Genomic DNA, 18,730 nt, shown 5'->3' with positions numbered 1-18,730 from the left:
CCGACAGGCCCCATGTTCTATCTGCTCAAGCTCGGTCCCGTGCCGCTCTCTCAAGGGAGCACGCAGGTCTATCTGCGCATCACCGAGACTGGCGAGCCGTCCCAGCCCGTCTTCGAGCAGGACGACACCTCGGGCCTGCGGGTGTTGCTGGAGGGACTGGAGGACCTGGGCGGGGTGCGGTGTGAGCCCCAGCTCGCGGAGGCGGGCGCGGTGTTGGGCGTGGCGGTGGCGGAGCCTCCCCCGGCGGCCCTCTCGTCGCGCGCGGCCATCGCCACGTTCCTGGCGTGGGGACAGCGAGGGTTGTCCGCGCTGGGCTCGGACAAGGCGCTGCTCTTCGTCCAGGCGGCGACCGAGTACTGGGATGCGCGGCCGTGGACGCACTGGGACGACAGCCAGCCCTTCGAGGTGGCGGTCTCAGGGCCGCTGACGCACACCTTCGAGGGGTGCGTCTTCAACATGGACGACGGCCGGGCGGGGCTGGCGCTGTACTTCAAGCCGGGCGCGCTCCAGATGTTGATGGAGATGCAGGCGCGGGGGCAGGCCGATGCCGCGCAGGAGCTGCCCGCCATCGCCGTCACGCTGGACACGTCGCCGGCCTATGCCGTGGAGGCGCTGGCCTCCGCGGGCCGGGTGCCCCGCTTGCCCATGCCGCTGAAGACGGGGCCTGAGGGCGTGGGCGTGCCGTCCTCGGTGGAGGCGCTGCTGCTGGTGGCCGCGCTGCGGGCCGTGGCGCGGCTGTCTCCCGAGCAGCAGGAAGTCTTGAGCAGCGTGGTGGCGGGGGATGCGCGCATGGAGGTCCACGTCCGGGCCCCGGCGCCCCGGCTGCGTCACTAAGCTCGCGGGCTCTGGCGGAGTCGTTCCGCATTTCACACGGCGTCATTGGGTCCGTGGGGCAAGTGTCGGCTGGCTCACGAAGCGAAGCCGCAGTGTCGAGTGCCTGTCAGCCGGCCCTCCCGAGGGGACTATCCCCGCCCGGAGAGTCGCGGGAGAACGGAGCCCTTCCGAAACATTCCGTTCCCGACAGCCGAGGGGGCTGTGCTCGCGGGAACGCGCTGGGGCTCTCAATGACTGTGAAGAAGGGTGTCTCTCGTCGCGCCGCGCCTCCGCCGCCGTCGCGCTCCGTGGAGGACGACTCCGACACACTGGACTCGCGCCAGCTCCTGCGTGTGCTGACCGCCGTGCGCAAGGGGGACTTCTCCGTGCGCATGCCCGTGGACAAGGTGGGCAACGCCGGCAAGGTGGCCGACTCGCTCAACGAAATCATCGAGCTCAACGAGCGCATGGCGCATGAGTTCGAGCGCATTGGCAGCGGGGTGGGCAAGGAGGGCCGCATCACCCAGCGTGCCAACGTGGCGAGCGCGGTGGGCTCCTGGGCGGATTGCGTGGAGTCGGTGAACACGCTGGTGGCGGACCTGGTCCAGCCCACCACGGAGATGGGCCGCGTCATCGGCGCGGTGGCCAAGGGCGACCTGTCCCAGACGATGGCGCTGGAGGTGGATGGTCGTCCCCTCAAGGGCGAGTTCCTGCGCACTGCCCGCCTGGTGAACGGGATGGTGGAGCAACTGGGCGCGTTCGCCTCGGAAGTGACGCGCGTGGCGCGCGAGGTTGGCACGGAAGGAAAGCTCGGTGGACAGGCCCGGGTGAAGGGCGTTGCCGGCACGTGGAAGGACCTCACGGACAACGTGAACTCCATGGCCTCCAACCTCACGTCCCAGGTGCGAAACATCGCCGAGGTGACGACGGCGGTGGCCAAGGGCGACCTCTCCAAGAAAATCACCGTGGACGTGCGCGGTGAGATTCTGGAGCTGAAGAACACCATCAACACGATGGTGGATCAGCTCTCGTCCTTCGCCTCGGAAGTGACGCGCGTGGCGCGTGAAGTCGGTACGGAAGGAAAGCTCGGCGGCCAGGCCGTGGTGAAGGGCGTGGGCGGCACGTGGAAGGACCTCACGGACAACGTGAACTCCATGGCGTCCAACCTGACGTCGCAGGTGCGCAACATCGCCGAGGTGACGACGGCGGTGGCGAATGGAGACCTGTCCAAGAAAATCACGGTGGATGTGCGCGGCGAGATTCTGGAGCTGAAGAACACCATCAACACGATGGTGGATCAGCTCAACTCGTTCGCCTCCGAGGTGACGCGCGTCGCGCGCGAGGTCGGCACGGAAGGCAAGCTGGGCGGTCAGGCCGTGGTGAAGGGCGTCGCCGGCACGTGGAAGGACCTCACGGACAACGTGAACTCCATGGCGTCCAATCTGACGTCGCAGGTGCGCAACATCGCCGAGGTGACGACGGCGGTGGCCAATGGAGACCTCTCCAAGAAAATCACCGTGGACGTGCAGGGGGAAATCCTGGAGCTGAAGAACACCATCAACACGATGGTGGACCAGCTCAACTCCTTCGCCTCGGAAGTGACGCGCGTGGCGCGTGAGGTCGGCACCGAGGGCAAGCTGGGTGGACAGGCCGTGGTGCGCGGCGTGGGTGGCACATGGAAGGACCTCACGGACAACGTGAACTCCATGGCCTCCAACCTCACCGCGCAGGTGCGCAACATCGCGGACGTGACGACGGCTGTCGCCAAGGGCGACCTGTCGAAGAAAATCACCGTGGATGCGCGCGGCGAGGTGCTGGAGTTGAAGAACACCATCAACACGATGGTGGACCAGCTCTCGTCGTTCGCCTCGGAGGTGACGCGCGTCGCGAAGGAGGTCGGCACCGAGGGGAAGCTGGGTGGACAGGCCGTGGTGCGTGGTGTCGGTGGGACGTGGAAGGACCTCACCGACAACGTGAACTCGATGGCGTCCAACCTCACGTCGCAGGTGCGCAACATCGCCGAAGTGACGATGGCGGTGGCCCGCGGAGACCTGTCGAAGAAAATCACCGTCGACGTGCGCGGCGAGATTCTGGAATTGAAGAACACCATCAACACGATGGTGGACCAGCTCAACTCGTTCGCGTCCGAGGTGACTCGCGTGGCGCGCGAGGTCGGCACGGAAGGAAAGCTGGGCGGACAGGCCGTGGTGCGCGGCGTCGGCGGTACGTGGAAGGACCTCACCGACAACGTGAACTCCATGGCGTCCAACCTGACGGCTCAGGTGCGCAACATCGCCGAGGTGACGACGGCGGTGGCGAATGGAGACCTGTCCAAGAAAATCACGGTGGATGTGCGCGGCGAGATTCTGGAGCTGAAGAACACCATCAACACGATGGTGGACCAGCTCAACTCGTTCGCGTCCGAGGTGACGCGCGTGGCGCGCGAGGTCGGCACCGAGGGCAAGCTGGGTGGCCAGGCCATCGTGAAGGGCGTGGCCGGCACATGGAAGGACCTCACGGACAACGTGAACTCCATGGCGTCCAACCTCACCGCGCAGGTGCGCAATATCGCCGAGGTGACGACGGCGGTGGCTCGCGGTGACCTCTCCAAGAAAATCACCGTGGACGTGCAGGGGGAAATCCTGGAGCTGAAGAACACCATCAACACGATGGTGGACCAGCTCTCGTCCTTCGCCTCGGAGGTGACTCGCGTCGCGCGCGAGGTCGGCACGGAAGGAAAGCTGGGCGGACAGGCGGAGGTGAAGGGTGTCGCCGGTACGTGGAAGGACCTCACGGACAACGTGAACTCCATGGCGTCCAATCTCACCACGCAGGTGCGCGGCATCGCCAAGGTGGTGACGGCGGTCGCCAACGGTGACTTGAAGCGCAAGCTCGTCGTGGACGCGAAGGGGGAAATCGCCGAGCTGGCGGACACCATCAACGGCATGATTGACACGCTGGCGGTGTTCGCGGACCAGGTGACGACGGTGGCCCGCGAGGTGGGCATCGAAGGGAAGCTGGGCGGACAGGCGCGCGTGCCCGGCACGGCCGGCATCTGGCGCGACCTCACCGACAACGTGAATCAGCTCGCCGCGAACCTGACGACGCAGGTGCGCGCCATCGCCGAGGTGGCCACGGCGGTGACGAAGGGCGACCTCACACGGTTCATCACCGTGTCCGCGCAGGGCGAAGTGGCCGCCCTGAAGGACAACATCAACGAGATGATCCGCAACCTGAAGGACACCACGCGGAAGAATACGGAGCAGGACTGGCTGAAGACGAACCTGGCCAAGTTCACCCGCGTCCTCCAGGGGCAGCGGGATTTGCTCACGGTGTCCAAGGTCATCCTGTCGGAGCTGGCGCCGCTGGTGGACGCGCAGCACGGCGTCTTCTACATCTCCGACCGCGCCGAGGCCGGAGAGCAGATTCTCAAGCTCCTGGCGTCCTACGCGTACCGGGAGCGCAAGGGGCTCTCCAATTCCTTCAGGCTGGGCGAGGGGCTGGTCGGCCAGTGCGCGCTGGAGAAGGAACCCATCCTCCTGTCGGACGTGCCGGATACATACATCCGCATCTCCTCCGGCCTGGGTGAAGAAATTCCGCGCAACATCGTCGTGCTGCCGGTGCTCTTCGAAGGGGAAATCAAGGCCGTCATCGAGCTGGCCTCGTTCCACCGCTTCAGCGACGTGCACCTGGGCTTCCTGGAGCAGCTCACGGAGTCCATCGGCATCGTCCTCAACACCATCGCCGCGAACATGCGCACGGAGGCGCTGCTCAAGCAGTCGCAGGCGCTCACCGACGAATTGCGCAAGCAGCAGGAGGAGCTGACGGAGACGAACAAGCGCCTGGAACAGCAGGCCACGTCACTCCAGCAGTCCGAGGAGCTGCTCAAGCGTCAGCAGGAGGAGCTGCGCCGCACCAACGAGGAGCTTCAGGAGAAGGCGAAGCTGCTCTCCGAGCAGAAGACGGAGGTGGAGCGGAAGAACGGCGAAGTCGAGCAGGCCAAGCGCGCGCTCGAGGAGAAGGCGGAGCAGCTCAGCCTGACGTCCAAGTACAAGTCGGAGTTCCTGGCGAACATGAGCCACGAGCTGCGCACGCCGCTCAACTCGCTGCTCATCCTCAGCCAGACGCTCAGCGACAACGTGGAGGGCAACCTCACGGGGCGGCAGGTGGAGTTCGCCCGGACGATTCACGCCTCCGGTGCGGACCTCTTGGAACTCATCAACGACATCCTCGACCTGTCGAAGATTGAGTCCGGCACCATGACGGTGGACGTGGGCCCGCTGCGCTTCAGCGACCTGCGCGAGTTCGTGGACCGCACCTTCCGGCAGGTGGCGGACAAGAAGGGCCTCCAGTTCGACATCGACCTGACGCCGGGCATGGCGGGCGAGGTGGAGACGGACGCCAAGCGGCTCCAGCAGGTGCTCAAGAACCTCCTGTCCAACGCCTTCAAGTTCACCGAGTCCGGCTCCGTGTCGCTCGACATCGGCATGGCGCGGGGTGGCTGGACGGCGGACCACCCGGTGCTTTCCACCGCGCCCTCGGTGGTGTCCTTCTCCGTGCGAGACACGGGCATCGGCATCCCCAAGGACAAGCACCACATCATCTTCGAGGCGTTCCAGCAGGCCGACGGCTCCACCGCGCGCAAGTACGGCGGCACCGGCCTGGGCCTGTCCATCAGCCGTGAAATCGCGAGGCTGCTCGGCGGCGAAATCCGACTGGAGAGCGAGCCGGGCCAGGGCAGCGTCTTCACCCTGTACCTGCCGCTCGACTTCGTCGCGGACCGGCCGGGACAGGACACCTCCCGGACCGTCCCCGTGGCCGCCGCCCTGGCCCACACGGCCTCCCTGGTGCCGCCGCTCCACATCGAGGAAGTGGCGCCCCCCGTCTCGTTGGCGTCGCTGGGCATCGACGACGACCGGGGCTCCATCCAGCCCGGTGACAAGGTGCTGCTCGCGGTGACCCACGCCGCCGAGCACGCGGCGCGGCTGCGCGCGGCCGCGCAGGGGGCGGGCTTCAAGGTGCTCGTCTCCACGGAGGTGGAGGGCGCGCTGGACGCCGTGCGCAACGCGCGGCCGGTGGCGGTGGCGGTGGACCTGGACCTGCCGGAGATGGCGGGCTGGGTGGTGCTGGACAGGCTCAAGCACGACGCGGGCACCCGCGCGCTGCCCGTGTACACGGTGTCCGACGAGGACCACCGCGAGCGCTCGCTCAACCTGGGCGCCATCGGCCACCTGCGCGCGGCGGCGGACCCGGATGCCGCAGCCGCGGCGCTGGCCTCCCTGCGCGACTTCGTGGAGCGCAAGGGCCGGGGCCTGCTCATCGTCGAGGACGACGCCGTCCACCGACAGACGCTGCTGGAGCTCTTGGGCAGCGAGGACGTGCAGACGGTGGCGGTGGGCACAGCGGCGGACGCGCTGGCCGCGCTGGCGGAGCGCAGGTTCGACTGCATGGTGTTGGACCTGGGCCTGCCGGACCTGCCCGGCACGGAGCTCATCCGCCGCGTGCGCGAGGTGCATGGCGCGGGGGGACCGCCCATCATCGTCTACACGGGCCGCGAGCTGTCGCGCGCGCAGGAGACGGAGCTGCGCCGCGTGGCGGAGGCCATCGTCGTCAAGGACGCGCAGAGCCCCGAGCGCCTCTTGGAGGAGACGAGCCTGTTCCTGCACCGCTCGCCCGCCAACCTGTCGGAGTCCAAGCGCCGGATGCTGGAGAAGGCGCGCGAGAGAGACCCGTTGCTGGTCAACCGCAAGGTGCTGGTGGTGGACGACGACGTGCGCAACATCTTCGCCCTCAACACCGTGTTGGAGCGCTACGGCATGAAGGTGGCCTTCGCGGAGAGCGCGCGCGAGGGGCTGGGACTCTTGGAGAAGGACGCGGACATCGAGCTGGTGTTGATGGACGTGATGATGCCGGAGATGGATGGCTATCAGGCCATGCGCGCCATCCGCCGCATGGAGCGCGTGGCGCACCTGCCGATTCTCGCCCTCACCGCGAAGGCGATGAAGGGGGACCGGGAGAAGTGCCTGGAGGCGGGCGCGTCCGACTACATCACCAAGCCGGTGGATATCGAAAAGCTGCTCAGCCTGCTGCGCGTCTGGCTGCACGCGCCGCGAGGCGCCCAGGCGCGTGGCTCGCGCACGGAGGTCTCCGGGTGAGCGCGGGCGCCTCGGTCGCGGCGCTGGAGGCCCTGGAGGCGGACCTGCTCCTGGAGGGCGTGGCCCGACACTGGGGCTTCGATTTGCGCAGCCACTCCCGGCCGCAATTGCTGCGGCGGCTGCGGCGCCACCTGCGCGAGGAGCGCCTGGAGTCCTTCTCCGCGCTCCAGGCCCGCGTGCTGCACGACGGCGAGGCGCTGGAGGGGTTGCTGCGCGCGCTCTCCAGCACGCCGCCCGGGCTCTTCTCGGACGCGGCCTTCTTCCGAGACTTCCGCACGCGCGTGGTGCCCGTGCTGCGCACCTGGCCGTCCGTGCGCGTCTGGCACGCGGGCTGCGGCACCGGTGAGGACACCTATGCCCTGGCCATCCTCCTGCACGAAGAGGGCCTGTGGAGCCGCTGCCGGCTCTATGCGTCCGATGCCAGCGAGGGACTGCTGGCGGATGCTCGCACCGGCGTGCTGCCGCTGCCCGGCGAGGACGACGCGCGCCGCCACGCGGAGTCGGGTGGGCGGGGCTCGCTGTCCGACTCCTACACCCGCGACGGCAACTGGGCGCTGCTCCACCCCAGGCTGCGCGACGGCATCTTCTTCACCCAGCACAACCTGACCATCGACGGCTCGTTCAACGAGTTCCACGTCATCGTGTGTCGGGACACGCTGCTGTCCTTCAATCGCGCCCTGCACAACCGGGTGCACACGCGGCTGTATGAGAGCCTCGCCCGCTTCGGCTTCCTGTGTCTGGGACGCAAGGAGTCGCTGGCGCGCACTCCACACGTCGCCGCCTACGAGGAGCTGGAAGGCAGCGGTCGCATCTTCCGGAGGGTGTCATGAGCGTGGGGTTGCTGGTGGTGGGGGCGCCCCGGAGCGCGGGGGCGGACGTGGAGACGCTGCTCTCCCAGTTGCCGGCGCAGCTGCCAGCGCCCGTCGTCATTGTCCTGCACCGGGGGCCGCATGACGTGCTGGCCGCGCCGCTGGCGCGCCGCTGCGCGCTGCCCGTGGTGGAGCCGGATGACAAGGAGGACCTGGTGCCGGGGCGCGTGTACCTGGCGCCCTGGGGCTACCACCTGCTGGTGGACCGGGGCTGCGTGGCGCTGTCCGTGGAGTCGCCGGAGCACGGCTGTCGTCCCGCCATCGACGCCCTCTTCGAGTCCGCGGCGGACAGCTACGGCGCCGCGGCCGCGGGGCTGCTCTTCTCCGGCCACGACGACGGACAGGAGGGCTTGAGCTTCCTGAGGGGCCGGGGCGGACGCGTGGCGGTGGTGATGGGCGAGTCCGACGGCGGCGAGGGACAGGAGGGCGAGGTGGAGCGCCTGTCTCTCTCCGAGGTGGGAGGGTGGCTGACGCGACTGGCCTATGTGCCGCGCGGCCGGGTGCAGCCATGAGCGCCGCGCCCTCGCGCGAGCGCGGCCCCGTGTTCTCCATGGAGCCCGTCCACATCCTCCTGGTGGACGACCAGCCGGAGGGGCTGCTGGCGCTGGAGGCGACGCTGGCCCCGCTGGGGCAGAAGCTGGTCTCCGCGCGAAGTGGCCGCGAGGCGCTGCGCCACCTGCTCACCCAGGACTTCGCCGCCATCCTCCTGGATGTCGTCATGCCGGGAATGGACGGCTTCGAGACGGCGAGTCTCATCCGCGAGCGCGAGCGCAGCCGCAACACGCCCATCCTCTTCCTCACCGCCCTGTCGCGCGGCCAGCTCCCGGAGCTGCGCGCGTACGCGGTGGGCGCGGTGGACTACCTGCTCAAGCCCTACGAGCCGGAAATCCTCCGCTCCAAGGTGGGCGTCTTCGTGGACCTGTTCCGCAAGACGGAGCTGGTGCGGCGTCAGGCGGAGGCGCTGCGCGAGACGCAGCGGCGCGAGCACGAGGGCGAATTGGCGGAGGCCCACCGGCGCATGGAGGCGGAGCGGACCCGGACGCGCGAGGAGCACCTGCGCCGGGAGATGGAGTCGCACCGCAACCAGCAGCGTTGGCTGGAAGCCGTGCTCGCCGCGCTGCCCACGGCCCTGGCCCTGGTGGAGCCGGGCAGCGGCCACACCCTGCTGGCCAACCGGGCCGCCCAGGGACTGGCCGGCGGATGTCTGGCGTATCGCGAAGCGCCGGGCCTGCATGAAGGCGTCATCGTCCGGGGACGCGATGGCGACCCCTTGCCCCAGGATGCGCAGCCGCTGATGCGCGCGGCCCGGGGCGAGGCACTCCACGGGCTTCACGTGGACTGGGAGCTGGGTGGGCAGCGGGGCTCGGTGCGCGCCTACAGCACGCTGTTGCCGAAGATGTACGGGCATCCGGAGACGGTGCTGCTCGCGCTCCTCGACGTGACGGGCCCCAGCGCCACACAGCAGCTCGTCGAGGGCCTGCGACACCTGGTGCCCCCCGTCTCCACGCCGACGGAGCAGGAGGCCGGACAGGGCCCGCTCCCCACGATGCGGAGCGACCAGCCGAAGGACCTCCCCGCGACCGAAGCTGAACACCCCCATGCGGGAAAAGGTTGACGCACAAAATAACGGGAGCATGTTGGCTTCGTGAGCGACGCCGGACTACCCCCGCGGGTCCAGCGCTTCATCACGACGCATATCGACTCGCTGGAGAAGCTGGAGGTGCTTCTCTTGCTCCGTGCCCAGCCTGGACGGGAGTGGACCGCGTCATCGGTGAGCCTGGAGCTGCGCATCACAGAACCCTCCGCGGCCGCGAGGCTGGCGGACCTCACCGCGAGCAGGTTGCTGGTGAGCGACGGCGGAGCCGTGCCCGTCTATCGTTTCAGTCCCGAGAGTTCCGAAGACGTGCAGGCGGTGACGGAGCTGGCGGCGGTGTACGGTGCGCGGCGGGTGACGGTCATCTCCTTCATCTTCTCCCGGCCGTTGGACAAGGTCCGGGGCTTCGCGGAAGCCTTCGTGCTCAAGAAGGACAAGGACGGCGACCATGGCTGAGGCGGTCTACATCCTCTGTGCCTTGACCAGCGTGGCGTGCGCGGTGCTATTGCTGCGCGCCTGGAAGAGCAGCCAGTCCCGACTGCTCTTGTGGAGCGGGCTGTGCTTCGTGGGCATGGCGGTCAGCAACGTGCTGCTCTTCGTGGACCTGGTGATTCTGCCGACCACCATCGACCTGTACATGCCGCGCCTGCTGGCCACGTTGGCCAGTGTCTCCATCCTGTTGTTCGGCCTCATCTGGGACGCCTCGTGAGGTAGCTCGCCCATGCTCAGGTCCATGCTCAACGGTGCGACGGCGATGGGGTGGCTGGCGTGCGCCTTGTTCTTCCTGCGCTTCTGGAAGCAGTCGCACGAGCGCCTGTTCGGCTTCTTCGCGGTGGCCTTCGCGCTGCTGGGCGCGAACTCGGCGGTGTCGTCGCTGATGGACTCGTTGGACGAGCGCCGCTACTACCTCTACGTGGCGCGGCTTGTCGCCTTCCTCATCATCCTCTACGCCATCTGGGACAAGAATCGCGCGAGTCGACGCGGGTGATGTCGCGGGCCTCACGCTCGCGTCGCGTTCAGTGGTGAGGGGAGGGGTGGGTGGTTTTCCTGCTCGCACAGGAGAACCCGCACATGCGTCTGAGTCGCCGTGGCTTCCTTCGTCTTTCCGCGCTCGGAAGTGGAGCGCTCGCCTGGGGCCCCTCGTTCTGGAAGGAGGCCTATGCGGCGCCGGCCCAGTCGGGGCCCAGTCCCTACGGGGCGATGTCCGGGAGCGCGGACGTCAACGGCCTGCGACTGCCCGCGGGCTTCACCTCGCGCATCATCGCCCGCTCGGGCCAGACGGTCGGCAACACGGGCTACGTGTGGCACACCGCGCCGGACGGTGGTGCCTGCTTCGCGCGGCCGGACGGCGGCTGGGTGTACGTGTCCAACAGCGAGGGACTCCCCGGGGGCGCCAGCGCGCTGCGCTTCAGCGGAGGCGGGAGCGTGGTGGCGGCGTACCGCATCCTGTCCGGCACGCGGATGAACTGCGCGGGAGGGCCGACGCCCTGGGGCACGTGGCTGTCGTGCGAGGAGCACAGCGGCGGGCGCGTCTGGGAGTGCAACCCGGCCAAGGCCTCGCAGGGCGTGGTGCGCGGCGCGCTCGGCACGTTCCCCCATGAGGCGGTGGCGGTGGACCCGGACGGTGGACGGCTCTACCTGACGGAGGACCAACCGAATGGGCGCCTGTACCGCTTCACTCCGTCCGCGTGGCCGGTGCTGGCGGCGGGCACGCTGGAGGCGGCCCGGGTGACGGGGGATGCGCTGACGGGAACGGCGACGGTGAGCTGGGTGGCCTGCGCCGCGAACAAGCCGGCGTCGCTCCAGCCGGAGGTGGCGGCGCGGACGACGGTGTTCAACGGCGGCGAGGGCTGCTGGTACGACGGCGGCGTCATCTACGTCACCACCAAGGGCGACAACCGCGTGTGGGCGCACACGCCGGCCACGGGGAAGCTGGAGGTCATCTACGCCGCGTCCCTGTATCCGGGCTCGCCGTTGAGGGGCGTGGACAACGTGGTGGTGTCGCGCTCGGGGGATTTGTTCGTGGCGGAGGACGGCGACAACCGGGAAATCTGTCTCATCACCCCGGGGCCCCAGCGCATCGTCGCCAGCTTCCTGCGGGTGCTGGGCCACGCGGGCTCGGAGCTCACGGGCCCGGCCTTCAGCCCGGATGGACGCAGGCTGTACTTCAGCTCGCAGCGCGGGGCGACGAACTCCAGCAACGCGGGCGTGACGTTCGAGGTCTCCGGTCCCTTCCGCTGAACCTTCCCGCGCCGAGCGCCTTGACGACGTGAGGGGCGCTCTTGCACAACCGGAGGCATGTCCGCGAATCCGCTTCCCCGCTTCACGCCCCGCCGCGCGCTGGGCCGCACCGGCTTCGTCGCCACGGCGGTGGGCATCGGTGACATCGCCGACCGCTCGGCGCCCCGGGAGTCGCTCGTCGCCACGCTGCGCCGCGCGCTGGACGCGGGGCTGAACGTCATCGACACCGCGCCCAACTACGAGGAGGGGTTGAGCGAGGAGGTGGTGGGCGAGGCCCTGCGCGGCCGGCGCGAGGGCGTCTTCCTCATCGACAAGGTGGACGTGCTCGACGCCCCGGTGGCGCCGCAGGTGGAGGCCAGCTTGCGGAGGCTGGGCCACGCGGCGGTGGACCTGTTCGCCTTCCACGCCGTATCGGAGCTGGCCGCGTGGGAGCAGCTGGCCGCGCCGGGCGGCGGCCTGGAGCAACTGGGCCGGTGCGTGAGCGCGGGGCAGGCGCGCTTCCGGGGCATCTCCAGTCACCACCCGGACGTGCTGCGCGCGGCGGTGAACTCCGGGCTGTGCGACGTGGTGATGTTTCCGCTGGGGCCCTTCGTGGACCTTCGCTACGTGCGGGACGTGCTGCCGTTGGCGCGCTCGCGCGGCGTGGGCGTGGTGTCGTTCAAGACGTTCGGCGCGGGCAAGCTCCTGGGCGACACGGAGGGCTATGGCCGACCGCTGGAGGCCCGGCCGCGCGGCAAGGTGGGCTCTGGCGGACGCGAGGACCGCGACGTGCCCGTGCTGCCGCACCTGAGCGTGGAGGAGTGCGTGCACTACACGCTGACGTTGGACCCGGACGTCATGCTGATGGGGATGAGCCACCCCAACGAACAGGACGCGGCGCTCGGCGCGGTCCACTCGGCGCGGCCCCTGTCCGTGGAGGAGCTGACCGACGTGCGCGAACGCGCGAAGGCGGCCATCGATGGGAAGGGCGCCGTGTGGTGGAACCCGTCGATGGCGTCCGACGTGGGTTGAGTCAGCGACCTCCCGGCCCGAGTCATTCCGTACGCGCCGCGCGCGGGGCCCTTCACTCGAAAGGCACTCAACGTCCCGCGGGTCCGACACTGGACAGTCTCCCCGTCCGCGGAGACGGGCGGCATTGTTGCCGCGTCCGGGACGCTTTTAGCTCGGGGTCTGATGTCGCGCGGCGCTTCTCTTCCATCGTGGTCCACCTGCATGCCCGCCGAGCCGATTTCTCCTCCTGAAGCCTCTCTCGATGTCGCCGGGAAACCCCGGCCCACCCCGGCGCCGCCGGAGCCCGAGCACGGGGTGGAGGCGGCCTCGTCCGAGGCGGCGCGCCTGGCCTTCCTGTCGCGCGCGGGCGAGCTGTTGGGCGCGTCGCTGGAGTGGCGCACGGTGCTGCACCGGCTGGCGGAGCTGGCGGTGCCGGTGCTCGCGGACTGGTGCGCGGTGGATGTCATCGCGGAGGACGGGAGCGTGGAGCGGGTGGCCGCGGCGCACCGTGAGCCGGAGAAGACGGCGCTGGTGCACGAGTTGTCCCGACTGCGGCCCGTGGACCTGGTGTCACCCGGTGGCATCTCCGAGGCGCTGCGCACCGGGCGTCCGGTGGTGATGCCGGTGGTGACGGAGGAGATGCTCCCGGCGATGGTGCGAGAGCCCGCGCAGCTGGATGTGGTGCGTCGCCTGGGAATCCGGGCGGGGCTCGTGCTGCCGTTGCTGGCGCGGGGCCGGGTGCTGGGCGCCGTGTCGCTGGTGCGAGGCGACGAGCAGGTGTCCTTCGATGCGCCGGAGCTGGAGGTGGCGATGGAGCTGGCCCGCCGCGCCAGCCTGTCCATGGACAACGCGCTCCTGTACGAGGAGGCGCGCACGGCCCAGTCCTTCTCCGCGCGGCTGCAGACGGTGACGGCGGCGCTGTCCCGCGCGGCCACCGCCGAGGACGTGGCGCGGGTGATGGTGCGCGACGGGCTGGAGGCCTCGGGAGCGGCGCGGGTCGCCATCGCGGAGCTGAGTGCCGACGGGTGCCTGCGCGTGCTGGGCTCCGTCGGTTATTCACAGGCGTGGATGGAGGGCCTGGATGGTCAGCGTGTCGCGGGCCTGCCCGTGCTCGCGCGCGCGGCGGAGCAGCGCGAGGCGCAGTGGTTCTCCCGACTGGAGGAGCTGCTCCCCTCGGCGGGTCTCGTGGAGAGCGACGTGGCGGCGCTGGGCGAGGGCTCGCGCGCGTTCCTCCCGCTGCTGACCGAGCGGGGCATCCTGGGCTTCGTGGCGCTGGCGTGGGGTGAGCCGCGCATGTTCCCTCCGTTGGAGCGCGCGTTCCTGGACGCGCTGGCCCACCAGTGCTCGCAGGCGCTGGAGCGCGCGGCGCTGTACGGGACGCTGCGCGAGCGGGGCGAGCGACTGCATCACGCGCTTCAGATGGGCAAGGAGGCCGAGGAGCGGCTGTTCTTCCTGCTGGAGGCGAGCCGCGCGCTGGCGGAGCACCTGGACGACGTGGAGTGGACGCTGGAGCACGTGGCCCGCGTGGCCGCCAGCAGCGTGGCGTCCAGCTGCCTGGTGGAGCTGGTGGGGCCGGACGGCACCCTGCGGTGCGTGGCGTCCGCGCACCAGGAGCCGTCGCGGGACGCGTCCGTGCTCTCGGTGCTGGGCGGCGAGGGCGCGCTGTCCCTGTCGCGCGAGTGCTTCCAGTCGGGCGAGCCGCGCTTCGTGCCGGACGTGGACGCGGCCCTGTGCGAGCGACTGGCGGAGCGCTCCGAGCAGCAGCGCGCGCTGTTGGAAGCCCTGAGGCCCGCGTCGCTGCTGGTGGTGCCGGTGCGCACGCGCGGGCGCACGCTGGGCGTCATCACGCTGGGCACGTCGCCGCCGCAGCGGCCCCTGGCCATGTCGGACGTGTCGATGATGGAGGAGCTGGCGCGGCGCGTGGCGGTGGCGCTGGAGAACGCGTCGCTGTACCGCGACGCGCAGGCGGCGGTGCGGCTGCGTGACGAGTTCCTGTCGGTGGCGAGCCACGAGCTGAAGACGCCGTTGACGAGCCTCAAGCTCCAGCACGGCCTCATCGACCGCGCGCTCGGCCCGGACTCGCGCGAGAAGGTGGCGCCCCGGCTCTCCACGGCGATGCGACAGGTGCAGCGGCTGGCCACGCTGGTGGACCACCTGCTCGACGTGAGCCGGGTGTCGCTGGGACGGCTGGCGCTGGAGCCCACGGAGGTGGACCTGGGGCAGGCGGTGCGCGACGCGGTGGAGCGGATGGAAGAGGTGTTCGCGGTGGCGGGGTGCTCGGTGCGGGTGGATATCCCGGAGCCGCTCCAGGGCCGGTGGGACTCGCTGCGGTTGGACCAGGTGCTGGTGAACCTCCTGACCAATGCGGCCAAGTACGGCGCGGGCAGGCCCGTGCAGGTGACCGCGGCGGAGGCCGGCGACGGGGTGGTGCGGCTGTCGGTGCGGGACGAGGGCATCGGCATCTCGGAGACGGACCTGCCGCGGCTGTTCGGTCGCTTCGAGCGCGCGGTGAGCGACCGGCACTATGGAGGGCTGGGTCTGGGGCTCTACATCAGCCGGCAGATTGTGGAGGCGATGGGCGGTCGCATCGAGGTGGAGAGCCGCGAGGGCGTGGGCTCCGTCTTCACCGTCCACCTGCCTCGCGCAGCAGGGTGAGGGCGCGCTCCAGCACCTCGTCGCGTCCGGCGCGCAGTCCGCGCACGGTGGGGTGGACCTCCACGTCCGGGCGCAGTCCCACGCCCTGCACCGTGCGGCCGTCGGGGGTCTCGAAGCGCTGACCGGTGAAGAGGACACAGACGTTGCCGGGCAGGCAGACGTTGGTGGTGTCGCCCACGGCGCCCGCCGTGGCGCTGCCCACCAGCCGCGCGCCGGACGCGGCCTGAATCATCATCGCCGTGTATTCGCCCTGGCTCAGCGTCCGCGCGTCGATGAGCACGACGACGCGGCCCGCGTAGCGAGGCCCGTCACCAGAGGGCAGGGTGGCGGGGAAGCGCACCTCGCGGGCCTCTCCCGCTTCCACCAGCGGGCGGGCGATGAGCGCGGACGCGGTGGCGCCTCGCGTGTTGAGGCGCGGGGCCAGCGCCCACGCGCTCCCCGGCGGATAGCCGCGCAAATCGAACACGAGGGCGCGCGTGTCCTTCATCGCCTCGAACATGCCGGGCACCGAGTCGGCGCGCAGCCGTCGCAGGTCCACGTAGCCCACGTCGCTGCCGAGCCGCTTCCACGGCGTGTCGTCCTGGACGGGGGGACGGAGGAACGGGAGGAAGTCGCGCGAGCGAGGCAGCCGCGATTCCTTCATGCGTCCATCCACGCCCTGCAGCATCACCTCCACGGGTTTCCCGTCCGAGCCCGCGAGCAGCAGGCTGGCCACGCGCTCCGCCCGCGCCGCGTCGTGAGAGGCGCCGAGCAGCTCCCGGAAGCGCGCGGCGCGCGTGGCCACCGCCTCGCCGTCGATGGACACCACCTCGTCCCCCACGCCGATGCCGGCGGCGCGAGCGGCCTCGGGAACGGGCAGCTCCGACACGAGGAAGCGTCCTTCCACCGAGCGCAGGACGAGCGGCGCGGTGGCCTCGGCGAGCGAGCGCAGGGGCTGGCCCTGCTCCGCGATGAAGACGTGGCCGTCGGAGACCCGCGCGGACAGCGTGTAGAGCAAATGCGTGTACGCGCGCGCATCCTCCACCGCGCGAGCACGGCCGAGGAACTCCGGCAGCACCGCGTCCCAGTCCTTCAGGGCCTTCGGGTCCGGATGGAAGAAGCGCATCACGTTCCAGAAGCGGATGACGGCGAGCAGCCGGTAGGGCTCGGAGGGATACGCCATCGCCTCGTAGGCGTCGTCCGGTCCTCCCGTGGGGAGCACCGCGTCCTTCGCCGAGACGCGCGCGGAGGCCTTCGGAGTCCCCGCGCGCAGCAGCCGGAGCGCGGCCTGGAAGGCGGGGCCGGTGTCGCCCTCGTCCGCGCTCGCGGGCACGGTGACGTCCGCGCGCAGCCCCGATGAGCCCGAGGGGAACACGAGCTCCGAGGCGCGCACCACCGCGCGCTGGCCTCCGGGCAAGAGCACCGTGCGGGTCTTCACGGCGGAGGACTCATCGAGCGCGCCCTGCGCGACGAGGCGCGTGCGTGACGAGGAGAGCAGGGCCAGCAGCAACGGCGACAGGGGCGTGCGGCCGTTGACGAGGAGGACCAGCGAGCGCTTCGGCGTCCTGGGCGCGGGCGTGAAGGTCCGCGCGAGCCGAGTCTCCACCGAGGCGCTGTAGCCGCCCGAGCTGGGCCCCAGCTGCACGGGAAAGCCGGAGTACACGCGGAAGCGCTCGGCGGGAGCCGTCACGGTGTCCGACGGAAGCGAGCGCTCCAGGAAGCCCAGCGCCAGCTCCATCCAGATGGCCTCTTCGGGACCGCTGGCGCGCAGGTCGACGACGACGCGGCGCGCGCGCTCGAGCTCAGGCCCCAGCGCCGTCATCGCCGGATACAGCGCGTTGAAGTTGGAGAAGCGCCGGTCCAGGTCCAGCACCAGCACGTCACCGGACCAGCGGGAGAGCGGGCCGGACGGCTCGCGCGGGGATGGGGGCGCGCCCGGCTCGCGCTCGACGCGGGTGAGCGGGTCCTCCAGCCGGCGCAGCATGTCGCTCACGGAGGTGGCGAGCGCCTCCGGGGTGCTCGCCGCGAGGGCGCCCGGGAGGGACTCCACGAGGGCCGCGTCCCAGTCCACCGCGCGGAAGGCGAGGGCGGGGTGCACGTACTTCACCGTGCCCCAGACGCGGCCCAGCACGGCGGCGTTCTCAAGGGCCGCATCGGGCTGCGCGCGCGGGAGGGACTGCTCCTGCGCGAATGCACGCCCCGAGACACCCAGCATCAGCGCCACCGCGAAGACACAACCCATCCAGGCCGGCATCCGCCGGACTCGCGCGCGTTCCACATCCACCTCCCGATACGGCCCCGCGCGCCAGACACCCTCTCCGTGAGAAAGGTTCCCAAGGACGCGCGGTGACATCCGGGCTCGTCCGCACACATCCTGTCCGTAACTGTCCGCGCCCCCTGGACGGCGTGGCCGCGAGCCGCGAGCGCGGGTCTCTTTTGCGTGGTGGATGTGCTCGCGGGGGCAGGCGGTTGAAGGGGCCCAAGCCCTGATTCCAGGAGTGACGCTCGAGCATGTCCCGGCGGAGGCCGTGGGGCACGAGTGCGCGAACGGACTGGCGTCTGTCTCGGATGTTTCACGCACGCGACGCTCGACACCCGTACACCCGGAACCGGAGAACGTTCATGCGAAGTCTGGATTTCATTGCGAAGCCCGCCCTGGCGGTGGCCCTGTGCACGCTGCTGGTGAGCGGGTGTGGTGGCTCGCCCCAGCCCGAAGGGGACTCCCTTCCGGGAGATCCTCAAACGGGTGGACTGGAAGGCGCGCCGGGTTCGAAGGGAAGCGGGGACACCGGTGACGGAAACGAGGGCGGCTCGGGTGGCGTGTTCAATCCGACCAAAATCGACATCTGCCACATTCCCCCGGGCAACCCGGCCAACGCGCACACGATTTCCGTGGGCGCACCGGCGTTGAATGCCCACCTCAAGCACGGCGACACGCTGGGCGCATGTGACAGTGAGCCGGACGCGGGCACGGGCGAACCTGACGCGGGCACGGGCGAACCGGACGCGGGCACGGGCGAGCCGGACGCGGGTTCCGAGTGTGTATCCGAGGAGGGCGCCTGTGGCACGGGCGCCACGTGCTGTGAAGGCCTGACCTGCTCCGAGTCGGGCTACTGCGAGCCCATGATCGGCTGAGGTCGCTTCAGGAGGCCGTCCCGCTCATCCTGGAGTGGGACGGCCCTCCCACCATGATGGCAGGGGCCCGAGCGCGTGGCCCCGCGCGGGTCGCCCTCGCGAAGCAGCAGACTCCCGGTCGAGGCCCTCCCGCGGCGCCCACGAGGCCCTGCTCGGAGGCGCTTCCCGTTTCAGTCCAGGCCGTCACCCGCGTGCGCGCCGCGCACGGTTCCTCGCGTCGCGAGCCCCAGGCTCATGTCGGCGTGAGCACCCCGCGTGGCGACCTGTAGCGGCGCGTTCCGGACGCCCGTGCACTCCCG

The 18,730-nt window shown here is 70.3% G+C and carries 13 protein-coding genes; 12 read left to right on the top strand and 1 reads right to left on the bottom strand.

The features are described from left to right. The first annotated feature begins 12 nt into the window (after nucleotides 1–12). From HUA75_RS32645 to HUA75_RS32595, 11 genes are all read left to right on the top strand, one after another. Nucleotides 13–834 carry a hypothetical protein gene (locus HUA75_RS32645; protein WP_174488596.1) on the top strand — a complete coding sequence of 274 codons (822 nt, stop codon included), beginning with the start codon at nucleotides 13–15 and terminating at the stop codon, nucleotides 832–834. Between the two features lie 230 nt (nucleotides 835–1,064). Continuing rightward, nucleotides 1,065–6,968, top strand: coding sequence for a HAMP domain-containing protein (locus HUA75_RS32640; protein WP_174488595.1), 5,904 nt, complete (start codon nucleotides 1,065–1,067; stop codon nucleotides 6,966–6,968). After that, complete coding sequence (locus tag HUA75_RS32635; protein ID WP_174488594.1) at nucleotides 6,965–7,798, top strand: CheR family methyltransferase; 834 nt, start codon at nucleotides 6,965–6,967, stop codon at nucleotides 7,796–7,798. Before HUA75_RS32640 ends, HUA75_RS32635 begins: the two co-directional genes overlap by 4 nt. After that, complete coding sequence (locus tag HUA75_RS32630; protein ID WP_141641822.1) at nucleotides 7,795–8,349, top strand: chemotaxis protein CheB; 555 nt, start codon at nucleotides 7,795–7,797, stop codon at nucleotides 8,347–8,349. Before HUA75_RS32635 ends, HUA75_RS32630 begins: the two co-directional genes overlap by 4 nt. Then, nucleotides 8,346–9,452 (top strand): two-component system response regulator, encoded by a 1,107-nt coding sequence (locus tag HUA75_RS32625; RefSeq protein WP_174488593.1) that lies wholly within the window; start codon nucleotides 8,346–8,348, stop codon nucleotides 9,450–9,452. Before HUA75_RS32630 ends, HUA75_RS32625 begins: the two co-directional genes overlap by 4 nt. A gap of 30 nt (nucleotides 9,453–9,482) precedes the next feature. Continuing rightward, nucleotides 9,483–9,887 (top strand): hypothetical protein, encoded by a 405-nt coding sequence (locus tag HUA75_RS32620; RefSeq protein ID WP_141641820.1) that lies wholly within the window; start codon nucleotides 9,483–9,485, stop codon nucleotides 9,885–9,887. Beyond that, a complete protein-coding gene (locus HUA75_RS32615; RefSeq protein WP_141641819.1) occupies nucleotides 9,880–10,140 on the top strand; it encodes a DUF5985 family protein in 261 nt (86 codons plus the stop codon). The genes HUA75_RS32620 and HUA75_RS32615 overlap by 8 nt, the downstream gene beginning before the upstream one ends. 12 nt (nucleotides 10,141–10,152) lie before the next feature. Continuing rightward, entirely contained in the window at nucleotides 10,153–10,419 is a 267-nt protein-coding gene (locus HUA75_RS32610; RefSeq protein ID WP_141641818.1) for a DUF5985 family protein, read from the top strand. 83 nt (nucleotides 10,420–10,502) lie between these two features. Continuing rightward, the gene (locus tag HUA75_RS32605; protein WP_141641817.1) at nucleotides 10,503–11,672 is read left to right on the top strand and encodes an alkaline phosphatase PhoX; all 1,170 of its coding nucleotides are present in this window, start codon (nucleotides 10,503–10,505) and stop codon (nucleotides 11,670–11,672) included. A gap of 57 nt (nucleotides 11,673–11,729) precedes the next feature. Beyond that, a complete protein-coding gene (locus tag HUA75_RS32600; RefSeq protein ID WP_174488592.1) occupies nucleotides 11,730–12,683 on the top strand; it encodes an aldo/keto reductase in 954 nt (317 codons plus the stop codon). A gap of 201 nt (nucleotides 12,684–12,884) precedes the next feature. Next, nucleotides 12,885–15,317, top strand: coding sequence for a GAF domain-containing protein (locus tag HUA75_RS32595; RefSeq protein WP_174488591.1), 2,433 nt, complete (start codon nucleotides 12,885–12,887; stop codon nucleotides 15,315–15,317). On the opposite strand, the gene HUA75_RS48015 is transcribed toward HUA75_RS32595, so the two are convergent. Then, the gene (locus HUA75_RS48015) at nucleotides 15,286–17,574 is read right to left on the bottom strand and encodes a S41 family peptidase (protein WP_174488590.1); all 2,289 of its coding nucleotides are present in this window, start codon (nucleotides 17,572–17,574) and stop codon (nucleotides 15,286–15,288) included. The genes HUA75_RS32595 and HUA75_RS48015 overlap by 32 nt on opposite strands. Before the next feature lie 344 nt (nucleotides 17,575–17,918). On the opposite strand from HUA75_RS48015, the gene HUA75_RS32585 reads away from it, so the two are divergent. Then, a complete protein-coding gene (locus tag HUA75_RS32585) occupies nucleotides 17,919–18,431 on the top strand; it encodes a hypothetical protein (protein WP_141641813.1) in 513 nt (170 codons plus the stop codon). Nucleotides 18,432–18,730 lie beyond the last annotated feature (299 nt).

The sequence above is a fragment of the Myxococcus sp. CA040A genome (assembly GCF_013336725.1).
Classification (GTDB): domain Bacteria; phylum Myxococcota; class Myxococcia; order Myxococcales; family Myxococcaceae; genus Myxococcus; species Myxococcus llanfairpwllgwyngyllgogerychwyrndrobwllllantysiliogogogochensis.
The sequence above is the reverse complement of the archived record's forward strand: the minus strand, read 5'-3'. Positions and strand labels throughout refer to the sequence as shown.